The sequence below is a fragment of the Burkholderia mayonis genome, assembly GCF_001523745.2.
GTDB lineage: Bacteria > Pseudomonadota > Gammaproteobacteria > Burkholderiales > Burkholderiaceae > Burkholderia > Burkholderia mayonis.
On record NZ_CP013387.1, the window covers coordinates 2616887 to 2641820 of the forward strand.

The window sequence follows — 24934 nt, forward strand, 5'->3', positions numbered from 1 at the left end:
GGCGCGCCGCGCGCGTGCGCGGCGTTCGTCCGGCGACGCATCGCGTGTTGCGTCCGATGCGTGCGATACAGGCTAACGGAAAACGCCCGCGTAATGCCTTAGATTGTTTACGGCATATGACGGGCGCGGTTCCGCTCATTTCGAGATATAGCCCTCGGCAAGCAGTCCCAACCGTTTCGCCTTCGTCGCGCTGCTCTTGATGTGCTTGCTGTCCATCTTGCGATTGATCGCGGTGAACAGCTGATAGACCGCGCGCTCGTCGAGCCGCAGCTCCTCGGCCACGTGACGCGCGCCGCCGCCGCGCGCGACGAGCCGCAGCGCGAGCACGTCCTGCGCGGCGAGCGACAGCTCCTGCGCGAGCTCGCGCCGCCGCCGCACGACGCGCCATTCGAGCAGCTCGTTCGCGAGCCCGCGCAGCACGCGCCGATTGCGCCATAGCGCGTCCTCGCCCTGCGGCGCAGACAGCGGCGTGCCGACGTGCAGCAGTCCGAACGTCGCGACATCGCGCCGATGCGCGGGAAAAAACACGTTGCTGCCGAGCCCTTGCGTCTGTGCGTAGTGGTTCAGCCAGTGACCGGCCGGCAATGCGGCGAGCGACGAGCCGCGCAGCGGCTGCGTGTTGTCGCGCGCATGCGCGACCGCCGGGTCGTTCAGATACCAGTGCTGGTGAACGTAGCGCTGCGCCCATGCGGGCGCGCCGCCGATCAGCAGATCGTGAGTCGCGAACTCGCCCGTTTCTTCGTCGACGACGAACCAGTGATAGAAACACTGCGTCGCACCGCACGACGCGCAAACGCGGCGCATCAGCGCGAGCAGCGCGCCGTCGTGCTCGCATTCGGCCGCGAACTCCGGCTGTGCAACCGGCGCGGCGGAAACGGGCCCGGATGGGCGGGATGCATCGGCCGCGCCGTGCGCATCGTGCGCATCGTGCGCATGCCGCGCACTCTGCACAGGTCGCGCATCTTGCCGGTCCGCCGCGTCCGACGCGGCGTGCACGTCGAGCACCGCCCGATAGTCGAGCCCGAGTTGCGCCGCATACGGGTCGTGCTCGACGAACGCCGCGACGGCCGCCGGATCGAGCAGGCCAATGCGCTGCGTCGACACCGGCTCGCTGGGGCTCCTGCAGCGCCGCTCGAGCACGTAGCCGCGCTGCGCGTCGCCTTGCACGCCGAGCGAAATGCGCTTGCCGTCGACGATGCCGTGCCGGGTCCGCGCGAGGTCGGATGGAGAAAGATCGAAAGAAACAGAGGTGGATTGTCGAGCCATGACGCCGATCCAGTGGTTGGGGTAGGAAGGCGATGGCGGTTTGGCCCGACGACCGGAAAGCGCACGACGACCGGGCGGCTCACGGCGACAGGTCAAATTGCGAACGGTGACGTGAACGCGCCGTGCGGAGTCGGGGAAGAAAAGAATTGCTCCTGCATCACGGCCACCGGCGGCCATCGGTGGTGATCAGTCGCGCGGCAGCGGCACTGCCGTCGTCAAGCGGAGTCGAGCAAGGAAAAAAGGGAGGGCGCGCCCGCGCGATGCGCGGACGAGTCGAACGCCGGCGTGCGCGGTGAGGCCTCGTTATCTGGGCTGGAACCGGTACGCCGGCACGGCGCACCGAAGGCGAAAACGCGCGCGAAGCGCGCGGCAGCGGCTGCGTTCGCTCAAGCGGCAAGCCGCCGGCGCGAGGCACGACGCCGCGCACCGGCGGCGCGCGCCGGAATGGCGAACGAAACGCGTCGGCCGGCGCAGCCCGCGACGCGCGAACGCGTCCGGCACATCGCCGTACCGCTTAGTTTTCGTCGTAGTGGATGTTGAAGATCGCCATTCGCCCTCGCTCGCCTCTGTGCCTGATGGCCGGGATCGCGACGCGTCCCGGCGTCGTTGATGTCGAATGCGATCGCGCGTCACGCGCGATCGCGAATGCGTGCTTCAGATGTGCAACGCGTGGCCGAGCGCGCGCAGCGCGGCTTCCATCACCGCTTCTCCGAGCGTCGGGTGCGCGTGAATCGTACCACCGACGTCCTCGAGGCGTGCGCCCATTTCGATCGATTGCGAAAACGCGGCGGCGAGCTCGGACACGCCGACGCCGACCGCCTGCCAGCCGACGATCAGGTGATCGTCGCGGCGCGCGACGACGCGCACGAATCCTTCCGCGCCCTCGAGCGTCAGCGCGCGGCCGTTCGCGGCGAACGGAAACGATGCGCTCAGGCAATCGCCGGGCTCGCGTTCGGCCTCATCGGGCGCGAGCCCGACCGACACGACCTCGGGATCGGTGAAGCAGATCGCCGGGATCGCGGCCGGCGTGAAACGGCGCCGCTTGCCGGCGACCAGCTCCGCGACCACCTCGCCTTGCGCCATCGCGCGATGCGCGAGCATCGGCTCGCCCGTCAGGTCGCCGATCGCCCACACGTTGCGCATCGACGTGCGGCACATGTCGTCGATCTTCAGCGCGGCGCCCGCGCGGTCGAGCAGCAGCGTCTCGAGCCCCCAGCCTTGCGTGCGCGGACGGCGGCCGACCGTCACGAGCACCTGGTCGGCGGCGAGCTCGGTTTCCTTGTGCGCATCGTCCTGCACGCGCACCGCGTCGCCGCGCGCGCTCAACCCGAGCACCTTGTGGCCGAGATGCACGCGCACGCCGAGGCGCTTGAGCGACGCCGCGACGGGCTTCGTCAGCTCGGCGTCGTAGATCGGCAGGATGCGCTCGCGCGCCTCGACGACGGTCACGTCGACGCCGAGCTTCCGGTACGCAATGCCGAGCTCGAGGCCGATGTAGCCCGCCCCGACGACGACGAGCCGCTTCGGCAGCGTGCGCGGCGACAATGCCTCGGTCGACGAGATCACGTTGCCGCCGAACGGCATCGCCGGCAGCTCGACGGGCTCGGAGCCCGCCGCGAGCAGCAGATGCTCGCACCGGATCCGCACGCGCGCGCCGTCGCCCGTGTCGACGTCGACGGTTTTGCCGTCGACGATCCGCGCATCGCCGTGCACGGCTTCGACGCCGTTCTTCTTCAGCAGCGCGCCGACGCCGCCCGTCAGCTTCCCGACGATGCCGTCCTTCCACGCGACGGTGCGCGCGATGTCGATCGCGGGCGCCTCCGTGCGGATGCCGAGCGGCGAATCGCCGGCGAAGCCGCGCACTTTGTCGAATTCGTCCGCCGCGTGGATCAGCGCCTTCGACGGGATGCAACCGATGTTCAGGCAGGCGCCGCCCAGCCTGTCGCGCTCGACGAGCATCGTGCGCACGCCGAGCTGCCCCGCGCGAATCGCGGCGACGTAGCCGCCCGGCCCGCCGCCGATCACGAGCAGGGTCGTTGTCTTGTGGTCGCTCATCGGCTCATTCCACGAAAAGAAGGGCGGGTTGCTCGAGCAGCGCGCGCACGGCCTGAATGAACTCGGCCGCGTCCATGCCGTCGATCACGCGATGGTCGAACGACGACGACAGGTTCATCAGCTTGCGCGCTGCGACCGCGCCGTCGCGAAACATCGGCCGCTCGACGATCCGGTTTACGCCGACGATGCCGACTTCGGGCGAATTGATGACGGGCGTCGATGCGATTCCGCCCAGCGCGCCCAGGCTCGTGATCGTGATCGTCGAGCCCGACAGCTCGTCGCGCTCCGCGCGGCCCGCGCGCACCGCGTCCGCAAGCCGCGCGATCTCGGCCGCGATCGCCCACGGATCGCGCGCCTCCGCGTGGCGCACGACGGGCACCATCAAGCCCGCCTTGCTCTGCGTCGCGATGCCGAGATGCACCGCGCCGTGACGCGTGACGACGCCGGCTTCGTCGTCGTAGCGCGCGTTGATCTGCGGGAAGTCGCGCAGCGCGATCACCATCGCGCGCGCGAGGAACGGCAGCACCGTCAGGCGGCCGCGCGCTTCGCCGTACTTGCGGTTCAGCTCGGCGCGCAACGCTTCGAGCTCGGTGACGTCGATCTCCTCGACGTAGCTGAAATGCGGAATGCGGCGCTTCGCATCCTGCATCCGCTGCGCGATCTTGCGGCGCAGCCCGATCACGGGCACCGCTTCCTCGTCGTGCCGCTCGACGTACGCCGCGTGGCCGCCGCGCGCGCCCGGCGCGACGATGCCGCGGCCTTGCAGGTATGCATCGAGATCCTCGTGCAGGATGCGGCCCGCTTCGCCCGTGCCGTGCACGTAGCGCAGCTCGATGCCGAGATCCCACGCGCGCTTGCGCACCGCGGGCGACGCGAGCGGGCGCTCGCCCGGCCGGCGCGCGGGCGGCGGCGAGGCTTGCTCGCGGGCGGCGTGCCGTGTATCGGCGGCGGCGGACGTCGCCGGCGTCGCGGCGCGCGAAGCGGCGCGATCGTCGCGTTCCGTACGTTCGTCGCGTTCCGTACGTTCGTCGCGTTCCGTACGTTCGTCGCGTTCCGTACGTTCGTCACGTTCCATACGTTCGGCGCGATCGTCGTTCGCATCCGATGCCTCGCGCGAGGCGGCGCGCGCCGATTGCGCGCCGGCGTTCGCATGCGCGTGCGCCGCCTCGGCGACGCGCTCCGGCTGTGCGCTCGCCGCGTCGCGCGCGTCACCGTTCGCAGCATTGCCGCAGCGATCGCCCCCGTGATTGCCGTCGCCTTCGATCTCGAGCCGCACGAGCTCGCTGCCGACCGCGAGGACATCGCCTTCCTTGCCGCCGAGCGCGACGACGACGCCCGTGACGGGCGACGGAATCTCGACCGACGCCTTGTCGGTCATCACGTCGGCGATCGCCTGGTCTTCCTTCACGCGATCGCCGATCTTCACGTGCCACAGCCCGAGCTCGACTTCCGCGATGCCTTCGCCGATATCCGGCATCTTGATGACGTGGATGCCCATGTCAATTCTCCATCACGCGCCGCAGCGCGTCGCCGACCCGGTTCGGGCCCGGGAAATACGCCCATTCCTGCGCATGCGGATAGGGCGTGTCCCAGCCCGTCACGCGCTCGACGGGCGCTTCGAGCCAATGGAAGCAGTGCTCCTGCACGAGCGAGATCAGCTCCGCGCCGAAGCCGCAGGTGCGCGTCGCTTCGTGCACGACGACGCAGCGCCCCGTCTTGCGCACCGATTCGACGATCGCGTCGAGATCGAGCGGCCACAGGCTGCGCAGGTCGATCACTTCGGCGTCGATGCCGGTCTCGTCGGCGGCGGCGATCGACACGTGCACGGTCGTCCCGTAGGTCAGCACCGTCACGTCGCCGCCCGGACGCACGATCGCCGCCGATTCGAGCGGCACCGTGTAATAGCCGTCGGGCACGAGGCTCGCCGGATGCTTGCTCCACGGCGTCACCGGCCGTTCGTGATGGCCGTCGAACGGGCCGTTGTAGAGCCGCTTCGGCTCGAGGAAGATCACCGGATCGTCGTTCTCGATCGCCGCGATCAAGAGGCCCTTCGCGTCGTACGGATTCGACGGCATCACGGTGCGCAGCCCGCACACCTGCGTGAACATCGCCTCGGGGCTCTGGCTGTGCGTCTGGCCGCCGTAGATGCCGCCGCCGCACGGCATGCGGATCGTCAACGGCGCGATGAACTCGGCCGCCGACCGGTAGCGCAGCCGCGCCGCCTCCGACACGATCTGGTCGGACGCCGGATAGAAGTAGTCGGCGAACTGGATCTCGCAGACGGGCCGCAGCCCGTACGCGCCCATCCCGACCGCCGCGCCGACGATCCCGCCTTCGTTGATCGGCGCGTCGAACACGCGCGACTTCCCGTACTTCGTCTGCAGGCCCTCGGTGCAGCGGAACACGCCGCCGAAATAGCCGACGTCCTGTCCGAACACCACCACGTTGCCGTCGCGCTCGAGCATCACGTCCATTGCCGAGCGCAAAGCCTGGATCATGGTCATCGGCGAAGCCGCCGGACCGTCTTTGCTTGCTGTCGTCATCGCTTCATACCCCGAGCTGTTGGCGCTGCCGGCGCAAGTGCTCCGGCATCTCCTTGTAGACGTCCTCGAAAATACTCGCGACGTTCGGCACGCGCTCGTCGGCGAGCGTGCCGTAGCGCTCTGCTTCCTTCTGCGCGGCGAGCACTTCCGCTTCGAACGCCGCCTTCGTGTCTTCGTGCTCCTGCTCGGACCACACGCCGATGCCGATCATGTGGCGCTTCAGGCGATCGAGCGGATCGCCGAGCGGGAAGTACGTCCAGTCGTCGCCGGGGCGGTATTTGGAGGGATCATCGGACGTCGAGTGCGGGCCCGCGCGATACGTGACCCACTCGATCAGCGTCGGCCCGAGATTGCGGCGCGCGCGCTCGGCCGCCCAGCGGGACGCGGCGTACACCGCGAGGAAGTCGTTGCCGTCGACGCGCAGCGAAGCGATTCCGCAGCCGACGCCGCGTCCCGCGAACGTCGCGCCTTCGCCGCCCGCGATCGCCTGGAACGTCGAGATCGCCCATTGGTTGTTGACGACATTGAGGATCACGGGCGCGCGGTACACGTGCGCGAACGTGAGCGCGGTGTGGAAATCGGCTTCGGCCGTCGCGCCGTCGCCGATCCACGCGGACGCGATCCGCGTGTCGCCCTTGATCGCCGACGCCATCGCCCAGCCGACCGCCTGGATGAACTGCGTCGCGAGATTGCCCGAGATCGAGAAGAATCCGGCTTCGCGCGTCGAATACATCACCGGCAGCTGGCGGCCCTTCAGCGGATCGCGCTCGTTCGACATCAGCTGGCACATCATGTCGACGAGCGGATAGTCGCGCACCATCAGGATGCCTTGCTGACGATAGGTCGGGAAGCACATGTCGCCGCGCTCGAGCGCGAGCGTGTGCGCGACCGCGATCGCTTCCTCGCCGAGGCATTGCATGTAGAACGAGATCTTCTTCTGGCGCTGCGCGATCTGCATGCGCGCGTCGAAGACGCGCGTCTTCAGCATCGCGCGGATGCCGTTGCGCAGGATGTCGGGATCGAGACCGGGCGCCCATGGCCCGACGGCTCGTCCGTCGTCGTCGAGCACGCGGACGAGGCCATAGGCCAGGTCGCTCGTGTCGGCGGGGGCGACATCGATGGGGGGTTTGCGCACCTTGCCGGGTGGCGATAGGTGCAAATAGGAAAAATCGGTCTTGCATCCCGGACGCCCGGTAGGCTCCGGCACATGCAATCGCAATGGCCCGTACTGGCTCATTCAATTGTCTCCACGTTTGATTTTGTCGCACGCTTCGCCGCAGAGCGTAACAAAGTTATCGCGCGTGGTGAAAGCCTCTTCGGACTCGGAGTCGCCCCGATTTTCAAACGGACGGCGGAATGTTATGACACCTTTCAGCACGCTCGTTCGCATGACGTCGATCGAGGAAATCGCATGCTGCGGATGCGATTTCGCGCTGTGTCGCACCGCTCATGCTGCCGGCGCGCTCGCGTGGTTTTCTTTTGTGCGTCGCGCAAGCACGGCCGGATCGAAACGCATTCGACGCCGCCGCGCATTCGCCCATCGATAATCGACGGGTTCGCGCCCGCGATCCCCCCACTCGCGTCACGAGTTATTTGCGCTCGCCCGATCGGCCATCACGCATCGCGACTCGAATATGGCTTATCACCATTATCAATTTCCACAGTTGCGCGTTTCGTCCTAGACTCCCCAGAACGTTACATCGATCGATGTCAATACCGATCGCGCAAGCACTGCTTCATACGTCGCGCGTCGCGCGTCGATCGCGCACGCGGCACGGCATCGCGATATTCCAATTCATCAACGACACGGAAACCGCCCGAGCACGCGATACCGTTCGCATCCCGAATCGCCCCGGCTTCCCGCCTCGCCCCTCGACCTCGCTCTCGCCATGAACTCAGTCATCGCCCCCGGAAACGTTCCGTCCCACTCCGCCGCGCGCACCAGCCGGCTCATGTCGGCGCTCGCGCGGATCGTCGTCGCCGCGCTACTGCCGAAAATCGATCGCGCGGCCGACGCGTCGACGCGTCCGTTCGGCGCACCGGACATGCTCGTGCCGCACGTGCGCGAGAAGCGCTACGGGCTCACGCATTACGGCATCTTCTTTCCGAACCTGCCGGAGCCGCACCGGTACTGCAATGTGATGACGCTGCTCGGCGCGACGGGCAGCCTCGCGTTCGACAACGACTACCTGGTCGACGGCGATCCGCGCGATGTCGCGACGGTCCTGTCGTCGACGGCGGCGGACGACGCGCATCACTATCGCGCGTATTCGATCGGCCGCGAATGTGTCGTGCAGCGCGCGGACACGGTCGTCGCGTTCGGCGACGACCTGACGATCGCGGGCGCGTACCCGCGCTACACGGTGAAAGCCGACTATGCGCACTTCGGCATGGACGTCGCGATCGACTGCACCGACATCGTCTCGTGGTTCGTCCACAACGTCGCATACGACCATCTGAGCCTGCTCGCGAAGTGCTCGGGGACAATCCGCCACGGCGATCGCACGACGCCGATCGACACGCTGTGCACGTTCGAATACGCGCGGATGACGACACCTCAAGCGTGGTTCGCGCAGCCGCTGAGCGAGCGCTGGAAGCTGCCGCTCGATTTCTTCACGTACCAGATCGTCAATCTCGACGACGGCGTCCAGTTGCTGCTGACCGAAGTCCGCGTGCTCGGCGAACAGGCGTTCAAGGGCATTCACCTGCGCGCGCTCGACGGCACGGCCGAGATTCACGAGCGCGGTGTCGCGTTCGTCATTGACGCGTATCGGCAGGAACTCGCGACGTCGCCGGACGGCAAGCGCATGCGGCTGCCGCATCGTCTGTCGTGGACCGCGCGCGACGACGCCGGCCGGCCGTGGCTCGATCTGTGCGGCACGATCGACAGTCCGTGGCGCTTCGGCCACGGGCGCGGCTACGTCGCCAGCTATCGCTTCGAAGGCAGCGTCAAAGGCCGCGCGCACAGCGGGCGCGGGTACATCGAATACGTCGACTGCGAAGTGTCGTACGACTGATGCGCCGTCTCGCATCGACCGCGCCGAGCTTGCGATTGTGCTTGCGCTCGCGAGTGCGCGTTCGAACCGGATCGTACGCCGCTCGGCATCAGCGGCGGCGTTTCAGCCTCACCAACAGGGAGAAAAAAACATGGAGACTTCAGTCATTCGGCAACCGGCCGCGCAATCATCGGTCGCGCAGCGCATCATCATCGGTGCATTGATCGCAGGCCTCGGAATCTTCAGCGTCGGCGATCACTTCTATCACGTGCGGAACGGCATCCTCTGGTACAACTGGGCGCCGCGGCTCGACGGTCAATCGCTGATCGTGTGGCCAATCTTCGTCGCAGGCAGCGCTGCGATCCTCGCTGCGACGCATCCGTTGACGAGCGGCACGACGCCGCCGCCGCTGCCGAAGCTCGTGTCGCTCGTCACCGTCACGCACCTCGTTTATGGAGCGACCGGGCTGTTCGGCAACACGCATCCGTTCATGCTGTCGATCACGCTCGTCGCGCTCTGGATCGTGCGGATCGCCACCACGACCGACTATCGGATGCGGATCGCCGTGCTGTCCGTCATCGTCGCCGCGACCGGGCCGCTGGCCGAAGGACTCGTGTCATGGCTCGGCCTGTTCGACTACAAGCTGCAGCAATTCGCACGCGTGCCGTACTGGCTGTTCGCCGCGTATCTGCACGCCGGTCCGCTCGCGTTCACGTTCGGCCGATGGGTCCGGAACGGGCGCCTCGGCGGCGCTGCGTGAACGCCGCGTCGGCACCGCCGCCGATGCGGTTCGCTGCGCCATGCGGCTCCCGGCTTCGGATTCGATCTCTCACGCCGCGACATTCGCATGCGCGGGTTTCCGAGGCCGCACGAACGCACGCGCGCGCCGCCCCGCGATACGGCCCCGCGCCGACACACGCAATCGCCCCGATTGACGCTGCCATTGATCAATGTCATCGTCATCACGTGCGCGACGAGACCGGCACTCGTGGTGCGCCGCAGCATCGACCGACACCCGTCAGAACGTTGCGCAGCACGACCGCATGCCGGCCGCCCCTCCATCCTCGACACGCGACATCCACATGAAACAGCAACGCATAGAAATCGCCGAAGAGTTCGACGCTCCGGTTCAGCAGGTTTTCCGCTTCTTCAGCGAGCACGAGAATCTCGCGTCGATCTTCTCGCCCGCCAAGATCCGCCGGATCAGCGACGGCAAGCCGGCGCGCAACGGCGTCGGCTCCGCGCGCGAGATGCGCGTGCCCGGCGCGCCGTCGTTCGTCGAGACGGTGACCGCTTATCAGGAAAACGAACTGATCGAATACCGGATCACGCGCGGCAGCCCGCTGCGCGACCATCTCGGCGTGATGCGTTTTCATCCGATCGACGAGCGCCGCACGTACTTTCATTACGTGATCACGTTCGAAGGCAAGGTGCCGCTCGTCGCGCCGATCGTCCGGCATGTGCTCGAAGGCAGCATTCGACGCGGCATCGGGAAGGCGCTGAGGCGGCAGTCCTGGGCGTGATCGCGCGACGGGCGTCGGCGTGCGCGGCGCATTGGGCGCGCACGACGCGCACGGCGGCGTGCCGATGCGCGACGCGCCGATGAAAATCCGCGAACGAACGGGCGCGGCGCGCTCAACGTCGGGCGTCGCACGCGTCTTCGTCTTCGAGCCGTCGCTTCAGGAGCGTCAGCGAATGCGCGGACTCGCATTCGACACGCTTGCGCATCACGAGCGCGTTCGCGAGCCGCAGCAGCGGATTCGGCGAGTGATATTGCAGCGTGCGAATGAAGCGCGCGCCCTGCGCGCCGTCGCGGCATTCGTAGGTCAGCAGGATGCGAAGATTGCCTTTCGCGTTGACGGCGCGCGCCTGCCAGATCGCGCCGGCCTCGTCGCGCAGGACGTCCCAGCGCAGATGGTCGACGCGCCCCGCGGCGCGCACGTCCTCTTCGAAGCGGCTGCCGGCCGCGAGCGGGCCCGTCGGGCCGTCGACGCGCAGCGACGACGGATGCCATTCCGGCCAGCACGCCGCGCTGCTCGCATAGGCGAGCACGTCGGCGGAGCGGCGTGCAATGTCGATCTCGTGCCGCATGAACGTCGAGAATTCGGCCTGCGGCTCTGCGTTCCAGCGCAACGTGCCGTGCAGCCAATCCATCAACGGCAGGATGACGTCGAAGTTGCATGTCCGCATCAGCTCGTTGCGATGGTGGATCCGGTGCAGCGTGCGCATCTGCCGAATCCATGGCCACGTCGCGAGCGGATGCGTATCGGGCAGATGCTCGCACGCGTGAAGAAATTCGTAGAGCAGATAACCGCCGAGCATCGTGCTCGCGAACAGACCCGCAACGTTTGCATCGATGCGGCTCGATACCGCATGCACGGCGAACAGGCCGACACTGAACACGACGATCAGCCAGGCCGGGAACAGGATCACGCGCCAGTCGCGCGCGTCGCGGTACGTCATCCGCTCGCTCGAGAAGAAGCTGTGGTGATCGCCCGTGTGACGCCGATAGAACATCGCGCCGAAGCGGCGCTTGAAGTGACCGACGTGTCGATGAACCGTGAATTCGAGCCAGTTGAACAGCAGGAATGTGAACGGCACCGTCGCCCATTGAAACGCGCTCACGTGCGCGACGTCCTTCAGAAAGAACGCGATCGCCGCGATCCCGTATGCGAGCACGAAACCGCCGTGCAGCCATGCGTTGTAGCGCGGGTGAACGTTCGCGCGGTAATGCGCGCGGAACGCATTCACGTCCTGGGTCATCGCGGTCTCCTGTCGTCCGGCGCGCGCGGCGCGTCCGAAGCGCGCCGGCTCGACCGCAGATTAGAGTAGCCTCGGCGATTTCTCCAATGGAGAATCGTGATTTGATTTATTCATCAATCTGATTTCGATCATGCGCCGCGCCGATATGTCGAACGATGCATTCGATTGCGAACGGAGATCGCCCGCGCCGACGCGACGGCGCACGATGCGCCCGCGCCGCCGCACGTCCGGCGAGCGTTCCTGCCTCGGCGCGCGCACATTCCGGAGCGCCGACGAATGATCCAGAATCTGCGACAACTGGACTTGAACCTGCTGCTCGTCTTCGACGCGCTGATGCAGGAGCAGAACCTGTCGCGCGCCGCGGTGCGGCTGCATATGAGCCAGCCGGCCGTCAGCAATGCGCTGACGCGGCTGCGCCAGCAGCTCGGCGAGCCGCTCTTCACGCGCACCGCGCGCGGGATGACGCCGACCGCGCAGGCGCGCGCGCTGTACGAACCGGTGCGCCAAGCGCTGTACCTGCTGCAGATCGGGCTCGGCCCGCAGACCGATTTCGAGCTCGACACGCATCATCTGTTCCGGCTGTCGATGAACGACTACGGACAAACCGTGCTGCTGCCCGATCTGCTCGCGCACATCAAGGCGCGCGCGCCGAACGTGATGCTGTCGGTGCAGAGCGACGATGCAGGCTCGATTCCCGCCCAGCTGACGACGGGCACGCTCGATCTCGCGGTCGACTATCTGCATTTCGACAATCCCGAGCTCTGCTACGAGCCGCTGCACGAGGAGCTGCTCGTCGTCATCGGGCGCGCCGGTCATCCGGCGTTCGCGGGCGGGCTCGCGCTGCGCGGCTATGAAGAGAGCGGCCACGTGTCGATCCAGCCGCGCGACCGGCGCGGCTCGCCGCTCGAGATCGTGCTCGGCTCCGCGCGCGTGCGCCGCGTCGTGCATTTGCAGGTGCCGCACTATCTGACGATTCCCGCGCTCGTCGCGAAATCGGACTTGCTCGGCACGATTCCGCGTCGGCTCGCGGAAAGCTTCGCCGACGTCTATGCGCTGCAGATCGCGCCGCTGCCGATCGACATTCCGCCGATACAGGTGAGCCTCATCTGGCATCGGCAACAGGATGCACAGCCCGGCCTTCGCTGGCTGCGCGAGCAGATCGCGCACACGCATCGCGCGATCATCGCGGCGGCCGACGGCGTAGCGGCGTGAGAAGCGCGTCTAGGGAAACGCTGATTAATTCGCCGCCCGTTCGGCTTGTAGATGAAGCAGCGCAGAACTTTCCGGATAGCGAAACAAATCCGCGCTCATTTCGGTGAATTTGACTCGTCCACGAGCCTGCCTGTTCGCATTTTTCACACGCATGACGGACTGCTCCCATGAACCGATCGCAACCGATTTCGCGCAATCACCAGATTCGCCACAGCGAACAGGCTCAACAGTTGCGCCGTGTTCTTGGCCAAGCCCTTGTATCGAGTCTTGCGATGGTGAAACAGGTTCTTGACGATATGGAACGGATGCTCGACCCGCGAACGGATCTGCGCCTTGGTTCGTTCGACCGCGACCACCAGGTCCTTCAGCGGCCCTTCCTGCCTCGCTTTGATCTTTCCGCGCTTGGCCGCGACGTGCCACGTCACGGTCTTGCCTTTCATTTCGTCGCGCTTGTCTACGCCAATGTAGCCCGCGTCGGCGAACGCCTGCTCTTCATGCCCGTGCAGCAGGGCATGCGCTTGCGACACATCCGACACGTTGGCCGCCGTGCCAACCACACTGTGGATCAGGCCCGAACGGCGTCCACGCCAATGTGGGCTTTCATGTCAAAGTGCCATTCGTTGCCCTTCTTCGTTTGATGCATGTCCGGGTCACGGCTCTTCCCGGCGTTCTTGGTCGATGGCGGCGCTTCGATGATCGTCGCATCAACCAGCGTGCCTTCCTTCATCAGCAGTCCTCGATTGCTGACAGCAAGCGCTGCCACGGCACGATCTTCTCCATCTCGGCCAAGAAGCGCTCGCGCCTCGTCACGCGCTTCTTGCCTGCAATTTCCGCTTCCGCGAAGCCGATCTGCCTCTTCATCGTCGTGGGTCCGTTCCGTGAGCTGTCTTCTATAACGTCCTCGGCTACGTCAGCGATGACCGCCGAGCTTCATTAATCAGCGTTTCCCTTAGCGATGAGATATCTTCGACTGTATCGGAAGCGTGGCGTCCCGCAACCGAACGGTGTCGGCGTATTGCTGGAAGTGGACTACCCGGCCGTCACGCAAGGTCCAGATATGACAGGCTTGTGCGTCAAGCGCGCGACCGGTTCGGCGATGTATGCCTGTATATCGTGCCTCGACCACCACCGTTTCTCCACAGGCATGGAGCCGTATCAACTGGATCGCAAATGTTTGCCAGTCATCTGGTATCCGATCGAGAAGGTTCTGTTTTATGGCGGACGAACCGTGCCATGACCGCTCGTTCGAGTACGGACTACTTTCTGCCTCGTTCCACGTGATCGATGGATCGAAGAGATCAAGCAAGGCCGAGACGTCCCCGTCCGCAAGGTAACGGTAAGCAGTTTTAACGGTATCCATTTCAGTCATATTTCACCGCCTTCTATCTGATCTTTTGAGAATATTGTGTCTGAATTCGGATATGGAGCGAGCGATTTATCCAATAGCTCGGTATCCGGAATTTGTACGCCCGTGGCGGGGCGCCGGATGCCGAGCGCTTGCTCACACGGGGGCCATGACGCTCGCATGCGGTAACGCATATGGCGGGATCTGATATCCGGGAACCGCTGACCTGTCCCCGTCTGAAGTCGACAACGACACATCCGAGACAGGAGACGAAAGGGCATCGGGTAGCGGATGAGTATCACCGAATTGCGCGAGGAATCGATCCGTCTTCGCCGAATCTTCGGAGATTTCTTGTAACTCGCTCAGCTCGTCGCGAGTGCGAATTCTCATTTCGGCAGTTTGACAGACGAAATTGAAATAGCGTTCGTAGTCGTCGAGGCGGGCTGCACGATATGCGTCCAAGGCCTGATCGAGTGACATTTCGCCCTGTAGCCCCTGATCGACGTATCCGCTGATCAATTCAGCGTCCCGAAAAGCATGTGTGATACCCATGGCAGTTACTTGGTCCTTAAAACTACCTGCATCGCCGAGGAGTGCCCAGCCTCCGCCGATATTCTTCCTCTGAAACGCCGGCATGGTACCGCATGCCTTGAAGGGCTCCTCGCGCCTGCCACGGCGGATCATTTCCGCAGTTTCCGGATCACAGAATTCGTATGTTCTGAAGAAATTCCCTTCCGGATCGCGACGGAATTCATCCCACCAGGCACTTGGCCCATACGTCAGCACCATGTGCGTGCCGTCTGATGTCGGGAATATTGCTGTTCCAAGGCGCCCGCGGTTGCGTATGGTTAACTCGTCCTTGTCGATGCCGGAGAAGTATCCGAAATAGGCAAACGTTGAATTTGATCGATAGTCAGTGGTTTCGGCACCAACAGACTTTGCAAATTGTGAGAAGCGCCCGTCCGCGCCGATGACCAGGCGCGCGTTCGCCTGAATCTGTGTGCCTTGCTCGGTTACGGCATGAATGCCCGTAATCGCACCGTTATCGACTACCGGGCGGGTAAAAGTAACGCGTTCCCGGACGTCGGCACCAGCCGACACCGCCGCCTTGACCAGTTCGTGATCGAGAAGAAGGCGTCTCGGTCCGCAATAGATGTTTGTCGCGCCGTTTGCATCGCCGTGCACTTTTTGAAAGCGTTGTTCAATATCCTGAAGCGGGATCGAGCCGAACATCCTAATGCCCTCGATTACCACTTCCATATGTGTGAAGTGGGGAGTTCGGTTCAAAATCGGGTCCGCGATGCCCCAGCGTTTTAGATAAGATACTCCCCGAGGCCAGATGAAATGGGTCGACAGCGTATCGCGCGGGAATTGTTTCCGGTCGATGAGCAGCACTTTGTGTCCCTGGCGCGCGAGGTGCATAGCGGTAGGCGCACCAGATACGCTAGCGCCGATGACGACGACATCGAACTGTTCCATAGCTTCTCCTGTATTCGGCGCGGATCATTCGTTCACGACCGATTGGGGTTGAGTTTCGAACAGTCCATGCTTGACGGCGAGATCGGCGAGCAAATCGACGGTGCGGTCGATCTGCTCGCGGGTGTGTCTGACATTCACGATGAATCGGATACGGCCGTCGTTTTCCGCTACCATCGGATAGGCGACCGGAACCGAAAACACGCCGTTCTTATACAGATCGAAGCATATCTTCAGCAGCTTCCCAGTATCCGATATATAGATCGGGACAATCGGAGTCTGACTGTCTCTCAGATCGAAACCAACGTTCTGCAATCGAGAGCGCATGTAACGATTTTTCTCATGCAACTCGCGAGCGATGCCAGGTTCCGTTTCGATTACTTCGAGCGCAGCCAGCACGGCCGCAGCGTCCGCTGGCGTGAAGCAGGCCTGAAATGCATACGTGTTGGCGCTCCACTGGAAATACGAAGTGAAGCGGCGCTCCGTTGCGATGAAGCCACCGATCGAGGCGGTCGCCTTCGAAAAGGTGGACGCGATGAAATCGACTTGAGCGGTAACGCCTTCCTGATCACAAAGTCCTCGTCCTGCTTCACCGTAAATGCCGAAGGAATGGGCTTCGTCGATGTACAGTAAAAAATCATAGCGCTGCTTCAACGCGACCACTTCTGCGAGTGGACAAATATCGCCGCTCATCGAATATGCTGACTCAACGACCACAACGATCTTGCCCGCGCATTCCCGTTTCGAAATTTCGAGTTTCCGTTGCAGATCATCGACGGAATTGTGCTGAAAGGAGATCCAGCGCCTAGTTGGCGACAGGCGAATGCCATCACGGATGGAAGCGTGCGATTCATCGTCGATCAGCACATGATCGTTTTCTTGGCACAGCGCTGCCAGCGCACCCATATTTGCAGTGAACCCGGTCGGGAAGAGCATGACAGATTCCTTTCCTAGCCAGTGCTGCAACTTGGTTTCGATTTTGCGGTGCAGCACGTTCATGCCGCCAGAGATCGCCGATGTTCCGCATCCGGTGCCCATCCGGCGAACCGCGTTGACGACTTCCTCGACTACTTTCGGGTGGCGATTCAGTCCAAGGTAAAGATTGGTCGACCAGATTGAACAATCGTGCGGAGTTTCGTCCAACGAGGTTGCGATGGGAGCCGAGGCGTCGCTACCTAAGCAGGAAAACGAGTCGAAACTGTATATACCTTCGCGCAATTGCTTCCGTCGCAGCGCGTCCATCTGCTCGGCAATAATGTCGACATCTCGAATACCAGAACGCTTGAGATGCATCATCAATGTTCCAGTGGTATTTTTATAGATATCGTTCTGACCTGGTAAGTCCGAAGCAAAGTCGCCAATGATGCTCATAGTGGTTTCCAGAGGGATAGATAAATACTGATATCATTGGCCATGAAGGAGGCGGTAATAAACTGAAAATGCGATAAGGTTTGGCGATTTCTAGGGGCGCGTAATGTCACCCTCATCGATATGTGCCGAGTTCGCTTGTTTTTTTCCTTCGATCACGATTGCGTGAGGCCAGTCGTGGTATGGGCGGAGATCGCCGGGAATATCCAAATCACTTTTAAATTCCAACGCCTTCAGTCGATGCCAAACGATCGAGTGGATCCCTGCATTGTTCAAGGCATTCTCGATCGAAGCTTTTCCCCAATACCATGCGTAAACACTGCCTTCATATCCTCGGTAGTTCAGATCGAGTGTCAAACGACTGCAATCGGAATAATGCGATTTATCCGGATCGGATGGCATGAAACGCAAGCCGTACCGTTCATAGTATTCAGGCGCGGGATTGATGTCTGGGTTGATGGTCACGGCGATGAATCGACCACTTGGACGGATAAGCGATGCCATTTCCGTGCACATGGCATCGAGCTGAGTAGGACTGGTGGCGTACGGGAGAACGTAAATGCTTAGCAGGACATCGAATTGTCCAGCTAATTTCGGCGTAAGTTCCGAAACATAATTTATATCAAGCTGCTCTTGTTCTGCACGCTTGCTAGCATCATCTCGCATGCCGTCAGTTGGCTCGTAGCCGGTGATATGTTTAGCGCCAAGTTTTTTAAATTTTCGAGTATAGCCGCCACCACCACATCCAAAATCGATGATGGACAAGTTCTGTGGATTGCCAACGATTTTCTGCACAGTAGGCGCTTCGAAGTGTTTTCGGAACGGCCACTCAAACATGTCTTCGTAAAGGTCGGATAGTTCCCCGAATTGCTCAGCTTCTTTCGATTTCATGAAAGTCCCCAGCAAATTTGATCACGTGCAGACGGATATTAGTTTTTGAGTTGATGGATTTCAAGATTTTTTTGATAAAAAAGATACAATCGTCGCAATTGTCTCGGGCGGAGCGATTTGTTAAAGAAATATGAAATTGTTGAAAATGAAGAGCGTTATTATTAAGTGTGCACTGAAATATTGTGTGCTCGGTTTTGGTGCGTGTCGTTATGGAAACGCTGATTAATGAAGCTCGGCGGTCATCGCTGACGTAGCCGAGGACGTTATAGAAGACAGCTCACGGAACGGACCCACGACGATGAAGAGGCAGATCGGCTTCGCGGAAGCGGAAATTGCAGGCAAGAAGCGCGTGACGAGGCGCCAGCGCTTCTTGGCCGAGATGGAGAAGATCGTGCCGTGGCAGCGCTTGCTGTCAGCAATCGAGGACTGCTGATGAAGGAAGGCACGCTGGTTGATGCGACGATCATCGAAGCGCCGCCATCGACCAAGAACGCCGGGAAGAGCCGTGACCCGGACATGCATCAAACGAAGAAGGGCAACGAATGGCACTTTGACATGAAAGCCCACATTGGCGTGGACGCCGTTCGGGCCTGATCCACAGTGTGGTTGGCACGGCGGCCAACGTGTCGGATGTGTCGCAAGCGCATGCCCTGCTGCACGGGCATGAAGAGCAGGCGTTCGCCGACGCGGGCTACATTGGCGTAGACAAGCGCGACGAAATGAAAGGCAAGACCGTGACGTGGCACGTCGCGGCCAAGCGCGGAAAGATCAAAGCGAGGCAGGAAGGGCCGCTGAAGGACCTGGTGGTCGCGGTCGAACGAACCAAGGCGCAGATCCGTTCGCGGGTCGAGCATCCGTTCCATATCGTCAAGAACCTGTTTCACCATCGCAAGACTCGATACAAGGGCTTGGCCAAGAACACGGCGCAACTGTTGAGCCTGTTCGCTGTGGCGAATCTGGTGATTGCGCGAAATCGGTTGCGATCGGTTCATGGGAGCAGTCCGTCATGCGTGTGAAAAATGCGAACAGGCAGGCTCGTGGACGAGTCAAATTCACCGAAATGAGCGCGGATTTGTTTCGCTATCCGGAAAGTTCTGCGCTGCTTCATCTACAAGCCGAACGGGCGGCGAATTAATCAGCGTTTCCCTAGTGCCGGTGTTGGCGCGCTTCTTATGCTAGACGCGCCGCAACGCGACGACGCCGTAGCCGATCGCGAACAGCGCGATCAGCACGAGGCCCGCGACGTCGCCGGCGCGCAGGCTGCGCGTCTCCGGCACGGGCCGGTTCGCGGCCGCGAGCGCGCGTTCCCGATGGATCAGGAACACCGGAAACGCGACGCTGACCGCGACCGCGATGCTCAGCACGATGTAGATCCACGCGCCGCGCATCGAGCACGAGCCACAGGAACAGCGCCGCGCCGAGCGGCAGATACTGCAGATTGTTGCTCCAGGTGCCGATCAGCGCGGCAAGCGCGATCAGGCCGTAAGCAGCGCAAGGCATTTTCCTCGAGATGGGCATGGCGGTCGTCGTCGTTCGTCTGGTAGTGGCTGATTCTGCGTCGTGCGGGAAAACTCGATCAATGCGGCTCGGCCGGCAAGTGCGCGATCGAACCGCTTCGACTCCGCTTGTTTGAATCTCAGCGCAAACGAACACGAATTCAAGGCGATAAGGCCTACGTCGTGTTTCGAATTGATACTCGACCGCAAGCGCTCGAAACTAGAGAGTTCAGCGCGGCTGACGAACATCGCGGGGGCGACGATGCGCGCGCGGTACGGCGCGCATTGTCGCTGCATCGCGCAAACGCGAAAACAGGGAGACGAACCGCTCGCGCGCCGCCGCGCACGCCGGCCGGCTCGAACAATCAAAAAAGGTAAACCGAATGAAACAGCAGTCCTACGATTACGACTACGTCGTGGTCGGCTCCGGCTTCGGCGGCAGCGTGTCGGCGCTGCGCCTGTCCGAGAAAGGCTATCGCGTGCTCGTGATCGAGCAGGGCCGGCGCTGGACGCCCGACAGCCTGCCCGCGACCACGTGGAATCTGTCGCGCTGGCAATGGCGGCCCGCGCTCGGGTTGCGCGGCTTTTTCGGCATGCGCTTCTTCAAGCACGTCGTCGTGCTGAACGGCAATGCGGTCGGCGGCGGGTCGATCACCTACGCGAACACGCTGCTCGTGCCGCCCGACAAAGTGTGGCGCGAAGGAAGCTGGGCGGGCCTCGCGGATTGGGAGCGCGTGATGCCCGGGCACTACGCGACCGCGAAGCGGATGCTCGGCGTCGTCACGAACCGGCGAATGGACGCGGCCGATTTCCGGCTGAAGGAGATGGCGAAGCTGATCGGCGTCGAGAAGAGCTTTTATCCGACGGACGTCGGCGTGTTCTTCGGCGACGACGCCGACGCACCCGGTACGCGCTACGCCGATCCGTACTTCGGCGGCGAAGGCCCGGAACGCACGTCGTGCATCGGCTGCGGCGGCTGCATGGTCGGCTGCCGGCACGGCGCGAAGAACACGCTCGACCGCAATTATCTGTATCTCGCCGAGCGCCGCGGCGCGCAGGTGCGCGCGGAAACGAAGGTCGTCGACGTGCGCCCGCTCGACGCGCGCGCCGACGGCGCGGCGGGCTACGCGGTCGAAGCGATATCGCTCGCGGCCGGCGCGCGCGGCACGAAAAGCCGCGTCACGTGCCGCGGCGTCGTGTTCGCCGCTTCATCGCTCGGCACGCAGGATCTGCTGATGCGCCTGAAGGAGAAGCGCTCGCTGCCGCATCTGTCGGGCGCGCTCGGCGAGCGCGTGCGCACGAACGCCGAATCGCTGATCGGCGTGCGCTTCCCGAAATCGACCGTCGATCTGTCGAAGGGCGTCGCGATCGGCTCGGGCATCTACATCGACGAGCACACGCACATCGAAGCGACGCGCTATCCTTCGGGCTCCGACACGATGGGACTGCTGACGACCGTGCTCACGCGCGGCGCGCCCGCGGGGCTGCGCCCGCTCATGTGGCTCGGCGCGCTCGCGAAGCTGCTGGTGACGCGGCCGCTGACCGCGATACGGATGATCGATCCGCGCGGCTTCGCGCACGATACGATGATCTTCCTCTGCATGCAGACGCTCGAAGGACACCTGACGATGCGTCTGAAGCGCCGCTGGTTCTGGCCGTTCTCGAAGCAGCTCGCGACGGCCGGCGACAAGATCCCCGCGTACATCCCGGCCGCGAACGACTTCGCGGAGAAGGCCGCGCGCGCATTCGGCGGCGTGCCGATGACGTCGCTGACGGAGATCCTGCTGAACGTGCCGATGACCGCGCACTGCATGGGCGGCGCGGCGATGGCGCGCAGCCGGCGCGACGGCGTGTGCGACGGCCGCAGCCGCGTGTTCGGCTATCGCAACATGTACATCTGCGACGGTTCGATGCTCGGAGCGAATCTCGGCGTCAACCCGAGCCTCACGATCACCGCGCTCGCCGAACATGCGATGAGCCACGTGCCTGCCGCGAGCGCGCAGCGCTGGGACAGCATCGGGGAAGAGCTTGCCGCGTGAGTGCGGTGCGCGCGGCAAGCACGACGCGCGGCGTCGCGCAACGTGACGCCGCGCGATCCAACGCGGCGCGCGGCGCGCATCACGCGCCGCGTTGCTTGCGCCGATGATTCGCACGGCCGTTCGCGAGCGCGGCGAGCGCCGCGTCGTAGCCCTGCTTCTGCAACTGCGCGATCGCGTCCGACGAAAAATCGTAATCCTCGATGAACGACAACTGCCCGTCGCGATTCAACGTGATCCGAGCGATATCGAGCGCCGCGCGGTTGCCCATCAGCCGGATGTACAGCGGCTGCTGGCGGATCTCGTTCGCCGTCTGCTCGTCGACGTGCGCGAGAATGCCGTCGACGAGATCGCCGAAGTCGCTCGCGTATTCCTCGAAGCGCAGATCGTTGCGCACGCGGTCCATGTACGTGATTTCCTCGCGTCGCAGCATCACTTCGACAAGGTTCGTCGGCAGCGTCTTCGTGCCCGAGAACAGATCGATGATGAACACATGTCCGCCGATCTGCCCGCAGCGCTCGATCACGAGATCGAGCGGCGAATTGCTGATGACGCCGCCGTCCCAGTACGGCCGGCCGTCGACGACGGTCCATGGCATACCGGGCGGCAAGCTGCCGCTCGCGAGCAGATGCGCGGGGCTCAGGCGATCGACGTAGCTGTCGAAGATGCGCGGCTCGCCCGTCTCGACGTCGACCGCGCTGATCAGCAGACGCGTCGGGCTCGTGCCGAGCGAATCGAAATCGACGTAGCGCGTGACGAGCTTCTCGATCGGCGTCGCGTCGAAGAAGCTCGTCCATTTCGCACGCAGCCGATCGATGCCGAAACCGAACTGCGACCATTGCGGTTTCAGGAAATTCGGCACCCCGAACGACAGCACGTACGCGGACAGCCACGCCTGGTGCCACGGCGAGCCGTACAGCGACGGCAGCGCGATCGACAAGTCGCGCCAGAACGCCTCGAGCGCCTTGACCGCGCCCTTCGGATGGCTCGCGACGATCGCGCCGTTGAACGCGCCGATCGACACGGCCGAGATCACGTCGGGCCGCACGCCGTGCTGCTCGAGCGCCTTGACCGCGCCGCATTCGAACGCGCCGAGCGCGCCGCCGCCTTGCAGGATCAGCATCGTCTGTACCGGCAGCTTGTCGAGCGGAAAGTTCGGATCGCTCAATTTCGCCTTCTGCGCGGCGACGTTCACGCGCAGCCTGATCGCGTCGTTCAGCGCGGCGATCTCGGCGGCCGGCCGGTCGATCGTGAACGCGGCGCGCAGCACGTCGTCGGCGAGATAGAGAAGCGCGTACGAGCGATCGTCGAACGAGCCGCGCTCGATCGTCTCGGTCACGCCGGCCTGATAGCCGAGCAGGTTGTACGACAGCCCGAATACGCTGCCGTAGAAAATCGATACGTCGCGATACGGCAGCCGGTGGCCGAGCATGTTGCGCGCGACGATCTTGCCCTGCCGCATCGCGTTGTCCCAGTGCTCGATCCGCCGCCGCACGCCGAAGATCGGATCGTCGAAATGCGCGACGTCGCCGGCCGCGAACACGTTCGGATCGGTCGTCTGCAAGAACGCGTCGACTTCGACCCCGTCGCCGAGCGCGAGGCCGCTGCCTTCGAGCCAGCCGCAGTTCGGCGTCACGCCGACCGCCGCGACGAACAGATCGCACAGCCGCGTCTCACCGTCGCTTGTCTCGACCGCCTCGACGCGCTGCGCGCCGAGCACGCGGCGCACCTCGCGGCGCGTCAGCACGTCGATGCCGCGCGCCTTGCACAGCGCGTCGAAATGGCTCGCGAGCGCCGGCGCGCGCAGCGTCGGCATCAGTTCCGGTTCGTGCTCGACAAGCGTCACCTGCAAGCCGAGCGTCTGCAACGTCGCGGCGATCTCGACGCCGAGAAAGCCGCCGCCCAGCACTGTCGCGCGGCGTGCGTGCGCAGCCGCGTCCTTCAGCGTCTCCGCTTGCGCGATCGTGTGCAGCACGTGCACACCATCGAGCTCGACGCCGGGCAGCGCGGGCATCTTCGCGGTCGCGCCCGTCGCGATCAGCAGCTTGCGATAGCGAAACGCGGCGCCGTTCGACGCACGCACGATCCGTTTCGCGAGATCGAGACGCTCGGCGCGCGCGCCGAGCACGATATCGATGCACTGCGACGCATAGAACGCCGCGTCGTGCAGCGTGATGGTCGCGGCCTGCTCGGCGCCGATCAGGAATTCCTGGCTGAGCGGCGGGCGCTGATACGGCAGGACGGGTTCGCCGCACAGGATCGCGATGCTCGCCGACGCGTCCTCGCCGCGCAGCAACCGCGCGGCGGTGACGCTTGCGATTCCGCCGCCGACGAGCAGATAGTCGACGTCACGCATCGACGCCTCCCGTCGTGGAGAAGCGCGCGGCGAGCGCGGCACGCGGCCGGACCGCGCCGCTCACAGCGACGACCTCGGCTGCGTCGCGAATTGCCGCTCGTGGGCGTGCTGGCATGACGCGCAGCGCAACGCGGTCGGGCGCGCGAGCAGACGCTCGTATTCGATCGGCTGCCCGCAGTCCGCGCAGGAGCCGTAGCTGCGCCGCGCGATCCGCTGCAGCGCGGCGTCGACGTCGCGCAACTCGGCGAGCTTCATGCCGATCAGCGCGTGGTCGACGTCGACGAACAGATCCGCGTTCGCCTCGTCGCCTTCGTCGGGCGCCTGGCCCGCGAGATTCGCGTACGGCTCGTCGGCGCGATGCTGCTCGCACGTGCGCACGTCCGCCTGCAGCGCCTGCTTGCACGCGTTCAACAGATCGCTCAGAACCTGGAGTTGATGCTCGTCGAACGCTGCCATCCCATCCTCCGATTTCTGCGTTTGCCGCATCGGGTCCGCGCCGCCGTGGCGGTGGAGCGATGCGCGCTGCTTCGTTTGTTGCTTGCGTCGCGTGTGTTGCGTGTGTTGCGTGTGTTGCGTGTGTTGCGTGTGTTGCGTGTGTTGCCTGTGTTGCGCCCGGCAAGCGGTCGCGCCGACGCTCAGGCGACAGCGATCCGTTTCCGTTTTCACGCGATTCGCTACGACGCAACTCGGCCGCCGGCCGAATGTCGCGTAGCGTATGCCACGCCGGCCGGCCGCCGTTGACCTGAGTCAATCGGCGCGCGCCGCCGCAACGGTGCGGCGGTGCGGCGAAACGCCGAAACGCCGAAACGCCGAAGCATCACGATGCCACCACGCTCGGGCCGCCGCAACGTCTTGCGTCGGACGGTTGCGCAACGGCGGCCGCGATCGCTCGGAACCGATGCGCGCCCCCGTCGTCACGATGTCGCCCCGGCGCCGCACGATCGACCGCCGCCCGCTTCCATTCGCCACCTGCTTGACGATCGTCAAAAGCACTGCAAATGCGGCTTTTAATCTGGCGATGAGGCGTCCGCCGGCCTATTCTGTCCCAATCCGATGCGCGATGGATGCGGCTTCGTTGCGCTGCGGCAAACGGATCGCGCATGGCCGCCGTCGACAGCAAGCTTCGCAGCG

Annotated in this window: 20 protein-coding genes and 2 pseudogenes; 6 read left to right on the forward strand and 16 right to left on the reverse strand. The window is 64.1% G+C overall.

Features of this window, described 5'->3' with window-relative positions; translation table 11 throughout:
- Positions 1–135: 135 nt before the first annotated feature.
- From WS70_RS30675 to WS70_RS30700, 5 genes are all read right to left on the reverse strand, one after another.
- A complete protein-coding gene (locus WS70_RS30675; RefSeq protein ID WP_059596880.1) occupies positions 136–1266 on the reverse strand; it encodes an autoinducer binding domain-containing protein in 1131 nt (376 codons plus the stop codon).
- A gap of 654 nt (positions 1267–1920) precedes the next feature.
- Positions 1921–3321: a dihydrolipoyl dehydrogenase gene (gene lpdA, locus WS70_RS30685; RefSeq protein ID WP_059596879.1), complete on the reverse strand. Its 1401-nt coding sequence runs from the start codon at positions 3319–3321 to the stop codon at positions 1921–1923.
- Positions 3322–3325: 4 nt separating this feature from the next.
- On the reverse strand, positions 3326–4819 hold the full coding sequence (locus WS70_RS30690; RefSeq protein WP_059596878.1) for a dihydrolipoamide acetyltransferase family protein: 1494 nt from the start codon (positions 4817–4819) through the stop codon (positions 3326–3328).
- A 1-nt stretch (position 4820) separates the two neighbouring features.
- Positions 4821–5864 carry an alpha-ketoacid dehydrogenase subunit beta gene (locus tag WS70_RS30695; RefSeq protein ID WP_059473906.1) on the reverse strand — a complete coding sequence of 348 codons (1044 nt, stop codon included), beginning with the start codon at positions 5862–5864 and terminating at the stop codon, positions 4821–4823.
- Between the two features lie 4 nt (positions 5865–5868).
- Positions 5869–7101 (reverse strand): 3-methyl-2-oxobutanoate dehydrogenase (2-methylpropanoyl-transferring) subunit alpha, encoded by a 1233-nt coding sequence (locus WS70_RS30700; RefSeq protein ID WP_059473905.1) that lies wholly within the window; start codon positions 7099–7101, stop codon positions 5869–5871.
- Between the two features lie 715 nt (positions 7102–7816).
- Here WS70_RS30700 and WS70_RS30715 point away from each other — a divergent pair.
- The 3 genes from WS70_RS30715 (at position 7817) to WS70_RS30725 (ending at position 10383) form a co-directional block, all read left to right on the forward strand.
- Positions 7817–8881, forward strand: coding sequence for a DUF6670 family protein (locus WS70_RS30715; protein ID WP_226382898.1), 1065 nt, complete (start codon positions 7817–7819; stop codon positions 8879–8881).
- 130 nt (positions 8882–9011) lie between these two features.
- On the forward strand, positions 9012–9620 hold the full coding sequence (locus WS70_RS30720) for a hypothetical protein (protein ID WP_059473903.1): 609 nt from the start codon (positions 9012–9014) through the stop codon (positions 9618–9620).
- Positions 9621–9942: 322 nt separating this feature from the next.
- Positions 9943–10383 carry an SRPBCC family protein gene (locus WS70_RS30725; protein ID WP_059473902.1) on the forward strand — a complete coding sequence of 147 codons (441 nt, stop codon included), beginning with the start codon at positions 9943–9945 and terminating at the stop codon, positions 10381–10383.
- 112 nt (positions 10384–10495) lie between these two features.
- Here the strand turns inward: WS70_RS30725 and WS70_RS30730 are convergent, their stop codons facing one another.
- Together WS70_RS30730 and WS70_RS32245 are read right to left on the reverse strand one after the other, a co-directional pair.
- On the reverse strand, positions 10496–11623 hold the full coding sequence (locus WS70_RS30730) for a sterol desaturase/SRPBCC family protein (RefSeq protein ID WP_059596876.1): 1128 nt from the start codon (positions 11621–11623) through the stop codon (positions 10496–10498).
- 60 nt (positions 11624–11683) lie between these two features.
- Positions 11684–11920 (reverse strand): hypothetical protein, encoded by a 237-nt coding sequence (locus WS70_RS32245; protein ID WP_162498991.1) that lies wholly within the window; start codon positions 11918–11920, stop codon positions 11684–11686.
- On the opposite strand from WS70_RS32245, the gene bsrA reads away from it, so the two are divergent.
- Entirely contained in the window at positions 11900–12835 is a 936-nt protein-coding gene (gene bsrA / locus WS70_RS30740; RefSeq protein ID WP_059473900.1) for a LysR family transcriptional regulator BsrA, read from the forward strand. The genes WS70_RS32245 and bsrA overlap by 21 nt on opposite strands.
- Positions 12836–12978: 143 nt before the next feature.
- On the opposite strand, the pseudogene WS70_RS30745 reads toward bsrA, so the two are convergent.
- From WS70_RS30745 to WS70_RS30765, 5 genes and pseudogenes are all read right to left on the reverse strand, one after another.
- A pseudogene (locus WS70_RS30745) lies at positions 12979–13696 on the reverse strand (IS5 family transposase).
- 88 nt (positions 13697–13784) lie between these two features.
- Positions 13785–14204: a nuclear transport factor 2 family protein gene (locus tag WS70_RS30750; protein WP_059598166.1), complete on the reverse strand. Its 420-nt coding sequence runs from the start codon at positions 14202–14204 to the stop codon at positions 13785–13787.
- 132 nt (positions 14205–14336) lie between these two features.
- Complete coding sequence (locus WS70_RS30755; RefSeq protein WP_059598165.1) at positions 14337–15659, reverse strand: NAD(P)/FAD-dependent oxidoreductase; 1323 nt, start codon at positions 15657–15659, stop codon at positions 14337–14339.
- A 24-nt stretch (positions 15660–15683) separates the two neighbouring features.
- Positions 15684–17027: an aminotransferase class I/II-fold pyridoxal phosphate-dependent enzyme gene (locus WS70_RS30760; protein ID WP_059598164.1), complete on the reverse strand. Its 1344-nt coding sequence runs from the start codon at positions 17025–17027 to the stop codon at positions 15684–15686.
- A 90-nt stretch (positions 17028–17117) separates the two neighbouring features.
- On the reverse strand, positions 17118–17915 hold the full coding sequence (locus tag WS70_RS30765) for a class I SAM-dependent methyltransferase (RefSeq protein WP_159082998.1): 798 nt from the start codon (positions 17913–17915) through the stop codon (positions 17118–17120).
- A gap of 298 nt (positions 17916–18213) precedes the next feature.
- Between WS70_RS30765 and WS70_RS30770 the strand changes: the two are divergent.
- A pseudogene (locus WS70_RS30770) lies at positions 18214–18931 on the forward strand (IS5 family transposase).
- Positions 18932–19090: 159 nt separating this feature from the next.
- Here WS70_RS30770 and WS70_RS30775 read toward each other — a convergent pair.
- Complete coding sequence (locus WS70_RS30775) at positions 19091–19303, reverse strand: DUF2834 domain-containing protein (protein ID WP_226382899.1); 213 nt, start codon at positions 19301–19303, stop codon at positions 19091–19093.
- A 491-nt stretch (positions 19304–19794) separates the two neighbouring features.
- Here WS70_RS30775 and WS70_RS30780 point away from each other — a divergent pair, with 491 nt between their 5' ends.
- Positions 19795–21450, forward strand: coding sequence for a GMC oxidoreductase (locus WS70_RS30780; RefSeq protein ID WP_059473921.1), 1656 nt, complete (start codon positions 19795–19797; stop codon positions 21448–21450).
- Between the two features lie 79 nt (positions 21451–21529).
- Here WS70_RS30780 and WS70_RS30785 read toward each other — a convergent pair whose 3' ends face one another.
- From WS70_RS30785 to WS70_RS30800, 3 genes are all read right to left on the reverse strand, one after another.
- Positions 21530–23803, reverse strand: coding sequence for an FAD-dependent oxidoreductase (locus WS70_RS30785; protein WP_059597498.1), 2274 nt, complete (start codon positions 23801–23803; stop codon positions 21530–21532).
- 60 nt (positions 23804–23863) lie between these two features.
- Positions 23864–24259 carry a TraR/DksA family transcriptional regulator gene (locus tag WS70_RS30790; RefSeq protein WP_059473898.1) on the reverse strand — a complete coding sequence of 132 codons (396 nt, stop codon included), beginning with the start codon at positions 24257–24259 and terminating at the stop codon, positions 23864–23866.
- Positions 24260–24550: 291 nt separating this feature from the next.
- Positions 24551–24790, reverse strand: coding sequence for a hypothetical protein (locus WS70_RS30800; protein ID WP_059597499.1), 240 nt, complete (start codon positions 24788–24790; stop codon positions 24551–24553).
- Between the last annotated feature and the right edge of the window lie 144 nt (positions 24791–24934).